The 16,121-nt window shown below is 52.3% G+C and carries 13 protein-coding genes; all 13 read left to right on the top strand.

Going from position 1 to position 16,121, the window contains the following annotated elements; genetic code table 11:
* The first annotated feature begins 7 nt into the window (after window positions 1-7).
* Window positions 8-1,426 carry a 3-isopropylmalate dehydratase large subunit gene (leuC, locus tag ACFOMG_RS11450; protein WP_376866751.1) on the top strand — a complete coding sequence of 473 codons (1,419 nt, stop codon included), beginning with the start codon at window positions 8-10 and terminating at the stop codon, window positions 1,424-1,426.
* Window positions 1,427-1,438: 12 nt separating this feature from the next.
* Window positions 1,439-2,086 (top strand): 3-isopropylmalate dehydratase small subunit, encoded by a 648-nt coding sequence (gene leuD / locus ACFOMG_RS11445; protein WP_376866749.1) that lies wholly within the window; start codon window positions 1,439-1,441, stop codon window positions 2,084-2,086.
* Between the two features lie 315 nt (window positions 2,087-2,401).
* Window positions 2,402-3,487 carry a 3-isopropylmalate dehydrogenase gene (gene leuB, locus ACFOMG_RS11440; protein WP_376866748.1) on the top strand — a complete coding sequence of 362 codons (1,086 nt, stop codon included), beginning with the start codon at window positions 2,402-2,404 and terminating at the stop codon, window positions 3,485-3,487.
* Window positions 3,488-3,507: 20 nt separating this feature from the next.
* Window positions 3,508-4,647 carry an aspartate-semialdehyde dehydrogenase gene (gene asd, locus ACFOMG_RS11435; RefSeq protein ID WP_376866746.1) on the top strand — a complete coding sequence of 380 codons (1,140 nt, stop codon included), beginning with the start codon at window positions 3,508-3,510 and terminating at the stop codon, window positions 4,645-4,647.
* Between the two features lie 288 nt (window positions 4,648-4,935).
* Complete coding sequence (locus tag ACFOMG_RS11430; RefSeq protein WP_376866745.1) at window positions 4,936-8,277, top strand: FimV/HubP family polar landmark protein; 3,342 nt, start codon at window positions 4,936-4,938, stop codon at window positions 8,275-8,277.
* A 19-nt stretch (window positions 8,278-8,296) separates the two neighbouring features.
* Window positions 8,297-9,145, top strand: coding sequence for a tRNA pseudouridine(38-40) synthase TruA (truA, locus tag ACFOMG_RS11425; protein ID WP_376866744.1), 849 nt, complete (start codon window positions 8,297-8,299; stop codon window positions 9,143-9,145).
* A gap of 79 nt (window positions 9,146-9,224) precedes the next feature.
* Window positions 9,225-9,911 (top strand): phosphoribosylanthranilate isomerase, encoded by a 687-nt coding sequence (locus ACFOMG_RS11420; RefSeq protein ID WP_376866742.1) that lies wholly within the window; start codon window positions 9,225-9,227, stop codon window positions 9,909-9,911.
* Complete coding sequence (gene trpB / locus ACFOMG_RS11415; protein WP_376866741.1) at window positions 9,868-11,103, top strand: tryptophan synthase subunit beta; 1,236 nt, start codon at window positions 9,868-9,870, stop codon at window positions 11,101-11,103. The genes ACFOMG_RS11420 and trpB overlap by 44 nt, the downstream gene beginning before the upstream one ends.
* A gap of 10 nt (window positions 11,104-11,113) precedes the next feature.
* Window positions 11,114-11,917, top strand: coding sequence for a tryptophan synthase subunit alpha (gene trpA, locus ACFOMG_RS11410; RefSeq protein WP_376866740.1), 804 nt, complete (start codon window positions 11,114-11,116; stop codon window positions 11,915-11,917).
* A gap of 123 nt (window positions 11,918-12,040) precedes the next feature.
* On the top strand, window positions 12,041-13,315 hold the full coding sequence (locus ACFOMG_RS11405; protein WP_376866739.1) for a bifunctional folylpolyglutamate synthase/dihydrofolate synthase: 1,275 nt from the start codon (window positions 12,041-12,043) through the stop codon (window positions 13,313-13,315).
* Window positions 13,316-13,327: 12 nt separating this feature from the next.
* Entirely contained in the window at window positions 13,328-13,882 is a 555-nt protein-coding gene (locus ACFOMG_RS11400) for an SPOR domain-containing protein (protein WP_376866738.1), read from the top strand.
* Between the two features lie 152 nt (window positions 13,883-14,034).
* Window positions 14,035-14,538 (top strand): CvpA family protein, encoded by a 504-nt coding sequence (locus ACFOMG_RS11395; protein ID WP_376866737.1) that lies wholly within the window; start codon window positions 14,035-14,037, stop codon window positions 14,536-14,538.
* Window positions 14,539-14,561: 23 nt separating this feature from the next.
* Complete coding sequence (purF, locus tag ACFOMG_RS11390) at window positions 14,562-16,088, top strand: amidophosphoribosyltransferase (RefSeq protein ID WP_376866736.1); 1,527 nt, start codon at window positions 14,562-14,564, stop codon at window positions 16,086-16,088.
* Window positions 16,089-16,121 lie beyond the last annotated feature (33 nt).

Genomic DNA, 16,121 nt, shown 5'->3' with positions numbered 1-16,121 from the left:
GCCAACCATGGCTGGACAAACCCTCTACGATAAGTTGTGGCAACAACATCTGGTAAAAGAGCGTGATGACGGCACGGCGTTAATTTATATCGACCGCCAGTTGTTGCACGAAGTAACGTCGCCTCAGGCGTTTGAAGGTTTACGCATTGCCGGCCGTAAGCCGTGGCGTCTGGATGCCAACCTGGCAACACCGGATCACAACGTTCCTACGACATCGCTGGAGCGTGAGTCGGGTATTGAAGGTATTCAGGATCCGGTGTCTAAAATCCAGGTGAAAACACTGGATGAAAACTGCGATGATTTCGGCATTGTTGAATTCAAAATGCAGGACAAGCGTCAGGGCATCGTACACGTGGTGGGCCCGGAGCAGGGTGCAACCTTGCCGGGTATGACGGTTGTTTGTGGTGATTCTCACACCGCCACCCACGGCGCTTTTGCTGCGCTGGCTCACGGTATTGGCACCTCAGAAGTTGAACACGTACTGGCGACCCAGTGTCTGATTCAGCGCAAAATGAAAAATCTGTTGATTCGTGTTGATGGTGAATTAGCGCCGGGTATCACGGGTAAAGATGTGGTGCTGCACGTCATTGGTGTTATTGGTACTGCTGGTGGTAATGGTTGTGCGATGGAGTTTGGTGGCAGCGCCATCCGCAGTATGAGTATGGAAGGCCGTATGACCATGTGTAACATGGCGATCGAAGCCGGTGCTCGTGTCGGTATGGTGGCATTTGATGAGATCACAGCGGAATACGTTAAAGATCGTCCGTACGCACCCAAAGGTGAACATTGGCAACTGGCATTAGACGCCTGGAAAGAGCTGGTGTCTGACGACGATGCTGAGTTCGACAAGGTCGTGGAAATCAAAGCCGAAGACATCAAACCGCAGGTAACCTGGGGTACGTCTCCTGAAATGGTAACCACGGTTGACGGCACGGTGCCGCGTGTTGAAGACGGTAAAGATGATGTTCAGCAATCAGCTATTAAGCGCGCTCATGAATACATGGGGCTGACTGGTGGTCAGAAGATTACTGATATCAAACTGGATCGGGTATTTATTGGTTCTTGCACCAACAGCCGTATCGAAGATTTACGTCAGGCTGCGGAGATTGCTAAAGGCCGTAAAGTAGCGGACAGCGTGATGCAGGCGTTGGTGGTTCCGGGTTCTGGTCTGGTGAAGGAGCAGGCGGAAGCTGAAGGTCTGGACAAAATCTTTATCGAAGCCGGTTTTGAATGGCGTGAGCCGGGCTGCTCCATGTGTCTGGCCATGAATGCCGACAAGTTGGGCAGCGGTGAGCATTGTGCCTCGACTTCCAACCGCAACTTTGAAGGTCGTCAGGGATACGGTGGTCGTACTCACCTGGTAAGCCCGGCGATGGCGGCTGCTGCGGCGGTTGCTGGTCATTTTATTGATATTCGTGATCTTTAAGGAGCTAATGCGATGAAACCTTTTGTTGTACACAGCGGTATTGTGGCTCCGATGGATCGCCCGAATATCGATACTGATATGATTATTCCAAAGCAGTTTCTGAAATCCATTAAACGCAGTGGTTTTGGTCCGAATCTGTTTGACGAATTACGTTACCTGGATGAAGGTCAGCCGGATGCGGATAACTCCGGTCGTCCGTTAAATCCGGACTTCGTTTTAAACCAGCCGCGTTATCAGGGTGCTTCGGTTTTATTAGCCCGTGAAAACTTTGGTTGTGGTTCCAGTCGTGAACACGCGCCCTGGGCATTAGAAGATTTTGGCTTCCGTGCGATTATTGCGCCGAGCTATGCGGATATCTTCTTTAATAACAGCTTTAAAAACGGCCTGCTGCCAATCATCCTCGACGAAAAGATTGTTGATGATTTATTTAAGGCGGTTGAAGCCAATGAAGGTTATGAATTAACCGTGGACTTGGAACAGCAAAAAATTATCACACCGGATGGTGGTGAGATTGCATTTGATGTCGATCCGTTCCGTAAGCATTGCTTACTCAATGGTTTGGATGATATTGGCCTGACGTTGCAGGATGCGGATGATATTAAGGCGTATGAAGAAAAACGCCGTGCTGCTAATCCGTGGTTGTTTGATCAGGTTAAGTAGTCTTTTACTCTGAAATCGGCTGCATCAAATTGACTGAGTTGTTTTCTTTCGGGGCGCTACAAGTTCATCCTTGAAGGCTAGACGATCACATCCATGTGATCGACCCCTGCAGCAAACAACATCAGTCAGTTTGATGCTTCAATATTGTTCGGAATTGAATTAAGCAGTTTGCGGTAGGGTGGTTTTTCTTAGCAGGCAACAGGACGTTGCCGCCGGGGCGCTTTTACAGGGATGTTGCCTCGCTCCGGCGATAGAAAAACCACCCTATTGCAAAATGCGTTTGAAAATTTTTAAGAAAAATTAAGCGAAAAGACAATGACTCAGAATGTTTTAATTTTGCCAGGTGATGGCATTGGTCCGGAAATCGTAACCGAAGCGGTTAAAGTTCTGGAAACGGCGAAACAAAAGTTCAACCTGAATATTGAACTGGACAACGCTCTGGTGGGTGGTGCGGCCTATGACGAGTTTGGCACGCCGCTGCCGGAAGTGACCATGCAAAAAGCTGAAAAGGCGGATGCCATTCTGCTCGGGGCTGTGGGCGGCCCTAAATGGGACGAACTGGACGATCGTGAACTGCGTCCTGAGAAAGGTCTGTTAGGTCTGCGTTCCGGCCTGGAATTATTCGGTAACCTGCGTCCGGCGATTCTGTATCCGCAACTGGCGGATGCATCTTCGCTGAAGCCGGAAGTCGTGTCTGGCCTGGATATTCTGATCGTACGTGAACTGACCGGCGGTATTTATTTTGGTCAGCCACGTGGTATTCGCGAGTTGGAAAATGGCGAACGTCAGGGTTACAACACCTACGTTTACTCTGAATCTGAGATTCGCCGTATCGCCAAGGTCGCATTTGAGTCGGCGCAGAAGCGTGGCAAAAAACTGTGCTCAGTCGATAAGGCCAACGTTCTGGAAGTGACCGTGCTGTGGCGCGAGATTATGAATGAAGTGGCAAAAGACTACCCGGACGTTGAGCTGTCGCATATGTACGTCGATAACGCGGCGATGCAGCTGGTGCGCGCACCGAAGCAGTTCGACGTTATGGTAACGGGCAATATGTTTGGTGACATTTTATCCGACGCCGCCGCCATGCTGACCGGTTCGATTGGTATGCTGCCGTCTGCGTCTCTGGATAAGAACAACAAAGGTATGTACGAGCCGTGTCACGGCTCGGCGCCGGATATTGCCGGGCAGGGAATTGCTAACCCGCTGGCCACAATTTTGTCAGCGGCCATGATGTTGCGTTATTCTCTTAACGAGAGCGCAGCGGCGGATGCGATTGAGCAAGCGGTCAGCAATGTGCTGGATCAGGGCTTGCGGACGGCCGATATCTATTCTGACGGTATGAAGAAAGTCAGTACGGCTGAGATGGGCGAGGCGGTTGTCGCTGCGCTGGCAAATGCATAAGCAAATTTAAAGGTTACAGAATGTCTGAACAAAATGTAGGTCTGGTTGGCTGGCGCGGGATGGTAGGTTCCGTGCTGATGCAACGTATGCAGGAAGAAAACGATTTCGACCTGATTAAGCCGACCTTCTTCACGACCTCTCAAAAAGGCCTGCCTGCGCCACGGGTTTATGGTAAAGAAGGCGCCGTTAAAGACTGTGGTGTGCTGGAAGATGCCTTTGATATTGAAGCACTGAAACAGCAGGACGTGATCATTACCTGTCAGGGTGGTGATTACACCAAAGACGTGTATCCGAAGTTGCGCGAAGCCGGTTGGGATGGCTATTGGATTGATGCGGCTTCAGCACTGCGTATGGATGATGACGCCATTATTGTGCTGGACCCGGTGAATCGTGATGTGATTGATGCCGGTATCAAAAACGGCGTTAAAACTTATGTTGGTGGTAATTGTACCGTATCGCTGATGTTGCTGGCGCTGGGTGGTCTGTTCGAAAAAGGCCTGGTTGAGTGGGCAACGCCAATGACCTATCAGGCCGCTTCCGGCTCAGGCGCAAAACACATGCGTGAGCTGATCAGTCAGATGGGTGCGATTCATGCCAATGTAAAAGATAAGGTAGAAGATCCGGCCACTGCAATTCTGGATATCGATCGTCAGGTGGCGGACTTTATTCGCAGTGGCGATTACCCGAAAGATCAGTTTGGTGTGCCGCTGGCCGGCAGTCTGATCCCTTACATTGATTCACAGCTGCCATCCGGGCAAAGCCGTGAGGAATGGAAGGCGGAAGCTGAAGCCAACAAGATCCTGGGTACGGCTGCAGCGCCAACGCCAATCGACGGTTTGTGTGTCCGTGTCGGCGCTATGCGTTGTCACAGTCAGGCAATTACGCTGAAGCTGAAGCAGGATCTGCCGGTAGAAGAGATTGAGGCGATTCTGGCCGGGCATAACGACTGGGTGAAAGTGATTCCAAACGACCGTGAGGTAACGATGGAAGATCTGACGCCGGCTAAGGTCACTGGCACCTTAAGCATCCCGGTTGGGCGTATCCGTAAGCTGACCATGGGTCCGGAATACATTTCAGCGTTCACCGTTGGTGATCAGTTGTTGTGGGGGGCAGCGGAGCCGTTACGGCGGATGTTGCGCATTTTGCTCAACGCTGGCTGATTTTGACCTATATAAGAAGCGGGAATTAATCCCGCTTTTTTGATTACTGCTTCACATTTCTCATCTTGTTTCTTCTGAAAATGCGCTAACTCATTCTTTAATATCGGTTTTATGCCTCTAGGGGCGGTCAAAATATTGCGAATTGCATTTTTATCACTGATACTTACGCTGCTTATGAATGGAATCGATAACTAAGCTGGGTTAGGAATATCTCAAATACACGGTTTCGGCATTAGATTCGATACACACGAAGAGGCGAGACGTCGCCTTAAAAACAAGGAAGCCATAATGAAGCGCCTAATTGCGAAATCCTTGATGCTGGCGGGTGGACTGACATTGTCTGCTCAGTTAATGGCATTGGGGCTTGGAGAACTGACTCTTAAGTCAGCACTCAACCAGCCGTTAACGGCAGAGATTGAGCTGGTTGATGCTCAGGATTTATCCAAGTGGGAAATCAAACCTTCATTGGCCACTACGGCGGACTTTGAGCGTGCTGGTGTTGATCGCGTATTCTTTCTTACGAAAATCAAATTTACCGTTGAAGACGGCAAGGTTGTGCTGAGCTCGCGCGAAGCTGTGACCGAACCTTTTCTGAATTTCCTGGTTGAACTGAACTGGCCATCCGGACGGGTATTGCGTGAGTACACCGTATTACTTGATCCGCCGGTGTTTGAAGAAGAATCCATTCGGCCGCTGGTGGTGACACCAGCAGCGACGGAAGTAACTTCCACTGCATCCGTTCAGGTACAGCCGCAGCAAGGCGGTGCGGTAAGCCGTCAGGGGAATGATTGGTTAGATAACCCGGCAGCACCGGGAACCTATAAAGTTCAGACCAACGACACCCTCTGGCAGATTGCATTACAAACCCGGCCGGATAGCAGTGTCAGTCCTCAGCAAATGATGCTGGCCATTCAGCAGCAAAACCCGAATGCGTTTATCAACGGCAATATTAATCGGCTGAAATCTCATCAGGTGTTACGAATTCCGGATGCCGGCCAGGTTGCGGGCATACAGTTTGGTAAGGCGGTTGCTGAGGTTGAGCGTCAGAACGAAGCGCTGGAGGCGGGTGCTGCTCAACTGGATGCGACCGGACGACGTACGCCGGCAGCTCCGGTAGCTGGTGGTAGCGACGGCGGTGAAGTACGGCTGTTGTCTGCCGGTGCAGAGCAGGCGGAATCTGCGGGTGCCAGCGGTGATGTGGCTGGCGACGGTGGAACTGGCCGGCAGCAGGCACTGGAAAATGATCTGGCGATTGCACTGGAAACTCTGGACAAAAGCCGGCTGGAAAACCAGGAGTTGCGTCAGCGCCTGGAATCTCTGGAAGGTCAGATCGAAACCCTGCAGCGTCTGATTACCTTAAAAGACGATCAGCTGGCGAATATTCAGACGACTGAAGCGTTGCAGCAGGAAGCAGGCGTTGAGCAGGCGGAGGCAACAGAGGCGGCTGCCGTTGTTGCAGAGGATGCAGAAGCGACGGCTGAAAACGCAGCAGCGAATAACGGTGACGTGACTGAGGCCCCTGAGGGTGAGGTTGCGGCGGATGAATCTGCGCCAGTGGACACTGAAACAACAGGTGCTGATATTACCGAAGAGGGCGCGGCGGCGGACGACGCTGAAGCGACCGATTTTAATTATCAGGATGAAAGTACGGCCGCTGATGACTCTGTTAATGACACGGTAGCGCAGCAGGAGGCAGCGGCTCAGGAAGCTGCAGAGGCCAAGGCGCGGGAAGAACGCCGTAAACGTATCGCAGCCATGCTGGAAGAGCAGAACCGCCCACAGCCTACGCTGATGGACACTATTCTGCAGCGCCCGGAATTCCTGGCGGGTGGATTATTACTTATTTTATTGATTGCGCTGGCCGCTTATAAGCTGGTTCAGGCCCGTAAAGCTGCCAAGGGCGATGACGCCGATGAATTTGACGGTACGGATGTTGCTTTTGCCGATGGTGATGTTCATGGTGCTGATCTGGATGATCTGGAATTTGATGAGGCCGAACTGACGGCTGCTGAACTGGACCTGGGTCACGATAATGAACTGGACCTGGGAGTGGCGGGTGATGATGCCCCGCTGGATGATTTTGACGATGAGCATGCTGATGCTTTTGCGCCTGTGGCCCAGACGGAAGACGTTATCAGTGAGTCGGATATTTACATTGCTTATGGCAAGTTTGAACAAGCGGTCGATCTGTTACAGGGTGCCATTGCTCAGGAACCAAGCCGCTCCGATCTGCGCCTGAAGTTGCTCGAAGTGTTTGTTGAGATGGATGATGCAGAGGCATTCGCGTCTCAGGAAGCGGATCTGATCGCAATTGGTGATCAGGATGCCAATGGTCAGGCGGAGCAGATGCGCGGACGGTTATCGACTCCTATTGCACCTGAATTACTGGCATCCGATGCTCAGGGTGGTTTGTCGCTGAATGATGATATTCCATCACTGGATGATTCTCTGGGTGAAGAATTCAGCGAAGGTCTGGATTTTGGCGATGCGCTGGATCTGGCCGATGGTGCGGATGATCTGGAGGATGATGCTCCGGCGGAAGCAGATCTGAATCTTGGCGGCGATGATGCGCTGGACTTTGACTTATCATCTGCAGTGGATGAAATCCCTTCGCTCACGGAAGAAGCTCCGTTGGATAATGCCGCGGATTCATCGCTGGAAGATGTACCGACACTGGATCTGGATGAAAGTCTGGAGTTCGACCTCGACGCTGAAAGCAACGGACTGGATCTGAGTGATGATGCTGAGGATACGGCCGAATTTGAACTGCCGGCCGCTGATGATGCTGATGACGCGCTGGAATTTGATCTCAGCAGTCTGGATGAAGCGACGGATAGCGACGCTGATACTGACGACGTCGCGGTAGCGGCGGAAAGCAGTGATGATAACGCACTGGATTTTGATCTGGGTGAGTTAGCCGCCGATGAGGGGCAGCCTGAGGCGGAGCAATCTACTGGTGATGAAGTCATTGATATCAGTGATGCTGCTGACGACGATGATGCGCCTGATCTGGCGGATCTGGAAAGCTTGCTTGATGCCGATGGCAGCACCGGTGATGACGAGTTGTCAGATCTGTCGTTTGATATGGATGAAAGCACGGGTTTTGCGGAATCTGCTGATGATGATCTGAAGGCGCTGGAAGCCGAGCTCGATTCCGCCAGTGATGAAAACGTGTCCCTGGACGAGCCGGAGCTTGACGAGGCTGTTGACGTTGAGGACGTTGTCACTGAAGCGCAGGAATCAGCTGCAGATGAGCAGGAAGTTGATTTTGCTGCCGATCTGGCTGAACTGGATGCTGAGCTGGATGACTTCAGCGTGCCAGCTGAAGAGCATGATATTCCGGTTGTGGACGAGCCCCTGGTTGACGAAGCACCGGTTGCTGACAGTGCTGAGCAGTCTCCTGCGGCGGCCGCTGATCAGGATATCGATCTGGATAAGCTGGCAGCAGCCGATGATGAGTTCGATTTCCTGGCAGGCACCGATGAATGTGCCACTAAGCTGGATCTGGCACGCGCTTATATCGATATGGAAGACAGCGATGGTGCCCGTGAGTTGTTACAGGAAGTGTTGCAGGAAGGCAGCGATCAGCAGAAGCAGGATGCTCGTAGTCTGATGGATACCTTATCCTGATACTGACCAAGAGCGTTTAATGAAAGTAACACGGCGCTTTGCCGCCGTGGTTGAGTACAACGGTACTTATTTCCACGGCTGGCAAAAACAACTGCACCATAATAATCCTACCGTTCAGGCCGCTCTCGAAGCGGCCATTTCGAAAGTAGCTAATCATAAAGTTGATATCTTCTGTGCTGGCCGCACCGATACCGGTGTGCACGCAACCCGCCAGGTGATTCATTTTGATTCCGACGCTGCACGCAGTAATTACAGCTGGCTGATGGGAGTGAATACCAATCTGCCGGATGGCGTTGCATTGCAGTGGGTGGACGAAGTCAGCCCGGAGTTTCATGCGCGTTATAAGGCCCGGGCGCGGCGTTATCGTTATCTGATTAATAATTCGCCGGCCAAATCGGCCCTGCAACACGATCAGCTGACCTGGTGGCGCTATCCACTGGATGCCGAAAAAATGCATCAGGCCGCTCAGTATTTGCTCGGGGAGCACGATTTCAGTGCCTTTCGTGCGAAAGACTGTCAGGCCAAATCACCGGTTAAAACCATGCATCGCATTGCTGTGCAACGTTGGGGTGAGCTGATTATGCTGGAGCTGGAAGCGAGTGCTTTTCTCTACCATATGGTGCGCAATATTGTTGGTGTGTTATTGCCTATCGGTGAAGGCCATCAACCGGTCGAATGGATGCAGCAGGTGTTGTCCAGTCAGGACCGTAATCAGGCCGGGGTGACAGCACCCGGGCAGGGTTTGTATTTTGTTGGCGTCGATTATCCGCCGCAATTTGAGGTGCCGTGCGACCCTTATGGGCCATTATTGTTGCAGCCGTTGCTGGAGGTCAGTGGTTTTCAGCGGCCGTTTGTTAATCAGCAGTAACAATCCGGCTGAATAGCTATGCAGGGGTCTGATATGATTGGGGCCTTTTCTGCTCTCAGTTTTTCTGGTTTCTGCTGTTATGTCCTTTCGAACCCGTACCAAAATTTGTGGCCTGACCCGGCCGGAAGATGCCGCGGCGGCGGTTGCCGCCGGTGCTGATGCTCTCGGTCTGGTATTTTATCCCCCCAGCCCTCGGGCGGTTAGTCCGCTTCAGGCGGCTGACGTGGTGGCTGATGTACCGGCATTTGTGACGCTCACTGCCTTGTTTGTGAATCCGACCGCAGAACAGGTGCAATCCGTTCTGGATGTCGTTAGAATCGACTTACTGCAATTTCATGGTGATGAAGACGAGGCTTTTTGTGCTCAATTCAACCGTCCCTACATCAAAGCTATTCGTGTCCGGCAAGCGTCGGATGTGGTGGCGTCTTGCGTGCGCTTCCCAGGCGCCCTGGCAATACTGCTAGACAGCTATAAACCCGGTGTTCCCGGAGGAACCGGCGAAACCTTTGACTGGTCGCTGGTTCCTGAATCTGACGATTTAAAACCGATTATTCTTGCCGGTGGTCTGAAGCCGGATAATGTTGCTTACGCTATTGAGCGGGTTAAGCCGTTCGCCGTTGATGTCAGCGGCGGCGTGGAAGCTGAACTCGACGGTGTGGCACAGAAAGGCATCAAAGACCACGGCAAAATCAATGCATTTTTAGATGAGGTGTATCGTGTCGATGCAAACACCAGAACAATCAGCACCAGACAACACAACAATTGATTTAACACTGCCGGATGAGCGTGGCCATTTTGGTATTCATGGTGGCCGGTTTGTGTCCGAAACCCTGACCAGTGCTTTGGATGAATTGCAGAGTACTTACGAACAGCTGCGCAACGACCCTGAGTTCCAGGCAGCCTTTGATTCCGACCTGGCTCATTATGTCGGCCGCCCATCACCACTGTACTTTGCCGAGCGTCTGACTCAGGAGTGTGGTGGTGCAAAAATTTACCTGAAGCGTGAAGATCTTAACCATACCGGTGCGCACAAGGTTAACAACACCATTGGTCAGGCATTGCTGGCTAAGTTTATGGGCAAGAAAAAAATCATCGCTGAAACCGGTGCCGGTCAGCACGGTGTTGCTTCAGCAACGGTGGCCGCGCGCTTTGGCCTGGAATGTAAGGTTTTTATGGGTTCTACCGATGTTGAGCGTCAGAAGCTGAATGTGTATCGCATGAAGTTGCTCGGCGCTGAAGTCGAGGCGGTTGAATCCGGTACTAAAACGTTAAAAGACGCCATGAATGAAGCCATGCGTCATTGGGTGACTCACGTTGATGATACCTTCTATGTGATCGGCACCGCCGCCGGCCCACACCCGTATCCGATGCTGGTGCGTGATTTTCAGAGTGTGATTGGCCGGGAATGTATTCGTCAGTGTGATGAACAGTTAGGGCGTCAGCCGGATGCACTGGTTGCCTGTGTCGGTGGTGGTTCTAATGCCATTGGTCTGTTCCACCCGTACCTGGGTTACGAAGATGTTGCCATGTATGGCGTTGAAGCGGGGGGGCTGGGTCTGGATGGCGACGACCATGCCGCGCCTTTATGCAAAGGTCGTCCGGGCGTATTGCACGGTAACCGCACCTATCTGATGGAAGATGATAACGGCCAGATTATGGGCACGCACTCTATCTCTGCAGGCCTGGATTACCCGGGTGTTGGCCCGGAACATTCCTGGTTAAAAGATGTGAAACGCGCCAATTATGTCGCGGCAACAGACGCCGAAGCGCTGGACGGTTTTTATAAGCTGACTCAGCTGGAAGGTATTATGCCGGCTCTGGAATCTTCACATGCAGTGGCGTACGCCATGAAGCTGGCGGCTACGATGGACAAAGATCAGGTGATTGTTGTGAACCTGTCTGGTCGTGGCGATAAAGACATTCATACGATTGCGTCGCTTGACGGCATCACAGCTTAAGGAATAAAACATGAGCCGTATTTCGACTGTTCTGAACGCTCTGAAGGAGCAAAATCGCCAGGCGTTAATCCCTTACATTACCGCCGGTGATCCAAATAAAGAAGCCACTGTACCTATGATGCACGCACTGGTGGACGCCGGCTGTGACATCATTGAGTTGGGGGTGCCGTTCTCCGACCCGATGGCCGATGGCCCGACCATTCAGCTGGCGTGTGAACGCGCGCTGGCGCATAACACCTCACTGACCGACGTGTTAGCCATGGTTACCGAATTTCGTGAAACCAATGCTGACACAGCAGTGGTGTTAATGGGGTATCTCAACCCGGTGGAAGCCATGGGTTATCAGACCTTTGTTGATCGTGCTGTTGCAGCAGGTGTCGATGGTGTATTGCTGGTGGATCTGCCACCGGAAGAGGCGACCGAAGTGGAAGGTATCTTTAAGGCCCGGCAGCTGGATATGGTCTATCTGATTGCACCCACCACCAGCGATGAGCGCATCGAAAAAATTGGTCAGTCTGGCAGCGGCTACGTGTATTACGTATCACTGAAAGGCGTGACCGGATCCAAAGCGCTGGATGTGGACGATGTGGCCCGCAATCTGGAGCGTATCCGCAAACACGTCTCGGTGCCGGTGGGGGTTGGTTTTGGTATTACCAATGGTGAAACCGCCGCTCAGGTGGCCAGTGTTGCTGATGGCGTGATCGTCGGCAGTGCGATTGTGAATCGTATCGCTGCTAACGCCGATAACCCACAGCAGGCCCAGGCCGAAGTAACGGCCTTAATGCGTGACATGCGGGCGGCGATGGACCAATAGTCGCCAGCATCAGAGCTGCGTTACAATCACTCTGTTGAAACAGGCTGAAATGCCGCTGCTGAAGTATCGGCGTGCATTTTTTGCCTGTTTTTTATTATCTGCCTGAAGGCCTGAAGTAAAACGATGAAACGAACTGTATCCGACTGGCTCGAATACCTGGAGTCATTACACCCCAGCGAAATTGAACTTGGCCTGGAGCGTATCCGGGGAGTTGCTGAGCGGCTAAATTGCCTGAAACCTGCGCCTTTGGTGATTCTGGTGGCCGGTACCAATGGCAAGGGGACCAGCTCCGCGTTGCTGGCCAATCTGTTGCGGGCGCAGGGAATGACGGTCGGGGTCTACAGCTCGCCGCACATTCAGCGTTATAACGAGCGGGTGCAGATTAATGGTGAACAAATCAGTGATGCTGAATTGCTGCACTCATTCGAGCAGGTGGAGGCCGTACGTGGCGATGTCGGGCTGACTTACTTCGAGTTTGGTACGCTGGCGGCGCTGAGTTATTTTCAGCATCAGGCGCTGGATGCTTGTGTGCTGGAGATCGGCCTGGGTGGACGGCTGGATGCGGTGAATATCGTCGCTGCGGATATTTCTCTGGTGACCTCCATCGGGCTTGATCATCAGGCCTGGTTGGGAGATACCGTTGACCAGATTGCGTTTGAGAAGTGTGGTGTGGCCCGCTCCGGGAAATACCTGGTGTGTGGTCAGGAAAACCCACCGCATACCGCGAAACAGCAAACCGAAGCGCTGGGTGGGCAATGGTGTGGCCGCGGCCAGCATTTCGATATCGTTGAGCAGGGCGATGGTTTGTTGCTCAGCTTTATGACCGATCAGGGGCAGGCTGAGTGGCACCTGCCGGCAGCAAAAATTCCTTATCATAATGTCGCAACAGCCATTCAGGCGCTGGCCTTGCTGGGGCGTTTACCCAATCGGGCTGTGGTGGCTGAGGTCGTGGCGAATACGGCGGTGCCTGGCCGGTTGCAGCAGCTGGAAGTGCCGGTCAGCGGTGGGGTATTACAGCTGACGCTGGATGTGGCTCATAACCAGCAGGCGGCGGCTTATATTGGCCAGCGGCTGAGCGGTGTTAACGGAGCAATTATCGCTATGTTGGAAGACAAACCGGTTGCTGAGCTGGTTGCTGCCTTACCGGATATGGCGCACTACCGCCTGGCCGGGCTCGATTGCTGGCGTGGTCTGAGTGCCGGACAGCTGCAACAGCGCCTGCAGCAGGGCGGCTTCTGTCAGCCGGTTGAGAAATTTGATACTGTAGCGGCGGCGCTGGATGATCTGTTGCAACAGCCGGATCTGGCCGGGCAACACTGGCTGATTGGCGGTTCGTTTTATACGGTGGAAGCGGCGCTGAATCATTTGGCACTGAATCATGGGCAACCTCGCGGTTAATACAGGGGCGGTATGGAACAACATCTGAAAAAACGCATATTGGGCGCTTTTGTGACTGTGGTTGCGCTGGCCATTGCCATGCCTATTGTCCTGGATGGTTCCCGCAGTCAGATCCGGCTGACATCTGATATGCCGGCGCAGCCTGAATTAGGCGCCTGGCAGCCCATTGAAAATGAGCGCCGGGTGCGTATTGATCTGGAAGACCTGGCATCGGGGAAGACCCGGGCTGACGTTGAGTTGCCGTCGGTACGAACGGTGGAAACTGATGATCCGGCTGCGCTGGGTTCGCGCGGAGACCGGGCGGCCATTGATGATCAGCAAAAAGCCTATGCCTGGACGGTGCAGTTAGGAGCGTTCAAACAACGCAAGAATGCCCATGCGTTACGCGATTCGTTGCGGCAGAAAGGTTATAAAGCCTATGTTCAGGAAATGAATACCGATGGCTTAACCCGGGTATATGTCGGGCCGGAACTGCAGCGCAGCAAAATCGAAGCTCTGCAACAACAGCTGAAAAAAGAATTGCAGCAGAGCGATCTGCATATTAAACGCTTTAAAGCAGAATCCTGACCGATTGGTCGGCGGTGAATTGTCTGAATGCAAGAGCCCGACCGTTTTTTTTGTGGCTTTTTCTCACCTTCGGCGTGGTATTTCTGGTTCCGTCGTCCCCGGCGCGTTTGATATACTGCGCGCTTTCGCACAGTGTCTGAGGCACCGCTCGCATGGCAGTAATCGATTGGGTGATTCTGGCTGTTCTGGCCATTTCCAGCTTAATCAGTCTGAAACGTGGTTTTGTAAAAGAAGCCTTGTCGCTGGCCAGCTGGGTTGTGGCATTTCTGGTGGCGCGCTTATTCAGCGGTAATCTGGCTACCTTACTGGAAGGCAGTATCGACACCAACTCATTACGCTGGATCGTTGCCTTTGCCATCCTGTTTGCCGGCACTCTGGTTATCGGTGCCATGATCAATCATTTATTAGTAGAAATCGTTCGCCTGACCGGGCTGGGCGGTACGGACCGGGTATTCGGTATGGTATTCGGTTTTGTTCGTGGTCTTATTATTCTGGTGGCAGCCGTGTATGGGTTGCAATTCACCATGGTGCCCCAGGATGTCTGGTGGCAGGATTCAGTCATTATTCCTCATCTGGAATCGGTTGCCGACTGGGCGAGGAAAACATTGCCTGGCGCGACTGATCAGGTGATGTCGTTGTCTGTTTTAAATCAATAAAGTCTGTTTGAGGTTATACGCGCATGTGCGGAATAGTGGGTATCGTTGCTAAAACCCATGTCAACCAGGTCATCTATGATGCTCTGACAGTTTTGCAGCACCGGGGTCAGGACGCAGCCGGCATTGTTACCAGTTATGGTGGCAAATTTTATCTGCGTAAAGACAATGGCCTGGCCAGTGATGTGTTTCGTACCCGTCATATGCAGCGCCTGATTGGCAGTATGGGCATTGGTCATGTGCGTTACCCGACGGCCGGTTCGTCCAGTTCTGCTGAAGCGCAGCCGTTTTATGTTAATTCGCCGTACGGTATTACACTGGCGCATAACGGTAACCTGACCAATTCTGAACAGCTGGCGGAAGATATTTACCGCGCTGACCTGCGCCATGTGAATACCACATCCGACTCAGAAGTCCTGCTGAATGTGTTTGCGCACGAACTGCAGCGCGAAAATAAAAATCAGCTCAAACCTAATCCGGATATGATTTTTGACGCGGTAAAGCGTGTGCATAATCGTGTTCGTGGTGGTTATGCTGTGGTTTCTATGATTTGTGGTTATGGCATTATCGCGTTCCGCGATCCGAACGGTATTCGGCCGGCGATTTATGGCTCGCGGGAAACCGAAAACGGCACTGAATATATGGTGGCTTCGGAATCCGTGGCACTGGATGCGGCCGGTTTTAAAATTGAACGCGATATCGCACCGGGTGAAGCCATTATTATCACCGAACAGGGCGAGTTATTTACTCGTCAGTGTGCCGCAAATACTCAGCTGGCTCCCTGTATTTTTGAACACGTTTATTTTGCCCGTCCGGATTCCATCATTGATGGCATGTCGGTGTATAAAGCACGTTTGCATATGGGTAAAAAACTGGCTGAAAAAATCATGCGTGAGCGCCCTGAACACGATATCGATGTGGTGATTCCGATTCCGGATACCAGTCGTTCTTCGGCGCTGGAACTGGCCAACCGTCTGGGTGTGAAGTTCCGTGAAGGATTTATGAAAAACCGCTATATCGGCCGTACTTTTATTATGCCGGGGCAGCAGCAGCGTAAAAAATCAGTGAAACAAAAACTGAATGCGCTGGAGCTGGAATTCCGTGGTAAAAACGTATTGTTGGTGGATGATTCGATTGTCCGCGGTACCACCTGTGAGCAAATCATTGAGATGGCACGCGAAGCAGGGGCTGCGAAGGTGTATTTTGCTTCGGCAGCACCGGCGGTACGATATCCGAATGTTTATGGTATCGATATGCCGGCCAAAGAAGAATTTATTGCCCACGATCGTTCTACTGAAGAAATCGCCGCTGAAATCGGTGCTGACTGGCTGATCTACCAGGAACTGGAAGATCTGGTGGAAGCCTGTCTCGAAGGCAGTAACACCGATGCCAAACAATTCGATTGTTCGGTATTTAATGGCGAATATATTACCGGCGATATCGATGAAGCGTATTTTGCGCGGTTGCAGGAACTGCGTAACGATGCATCCAAAAGTAAACGTAACACCGTTGAAAACGTTGCTATCGATTTACATAACGACTCTCAATCTTAAGGTGATCGCCCGGCCACTGGCTGGGTGAGCAAA

Source organism: Bacterioplanoides pacificum (assembly GCF_042648445.1).
GTDB lineage: Bacteria > Pseudomonadota > Gammaproteobacteria > Pseudomonadales > Oceanobacteraceae > Bacterioplanoides > Bacterioplanoides pacificum.
Note: the sequence above shows the minus strand (reverse complement) of the source record. Positions and strands in the feature narration are given on the sequence as shown.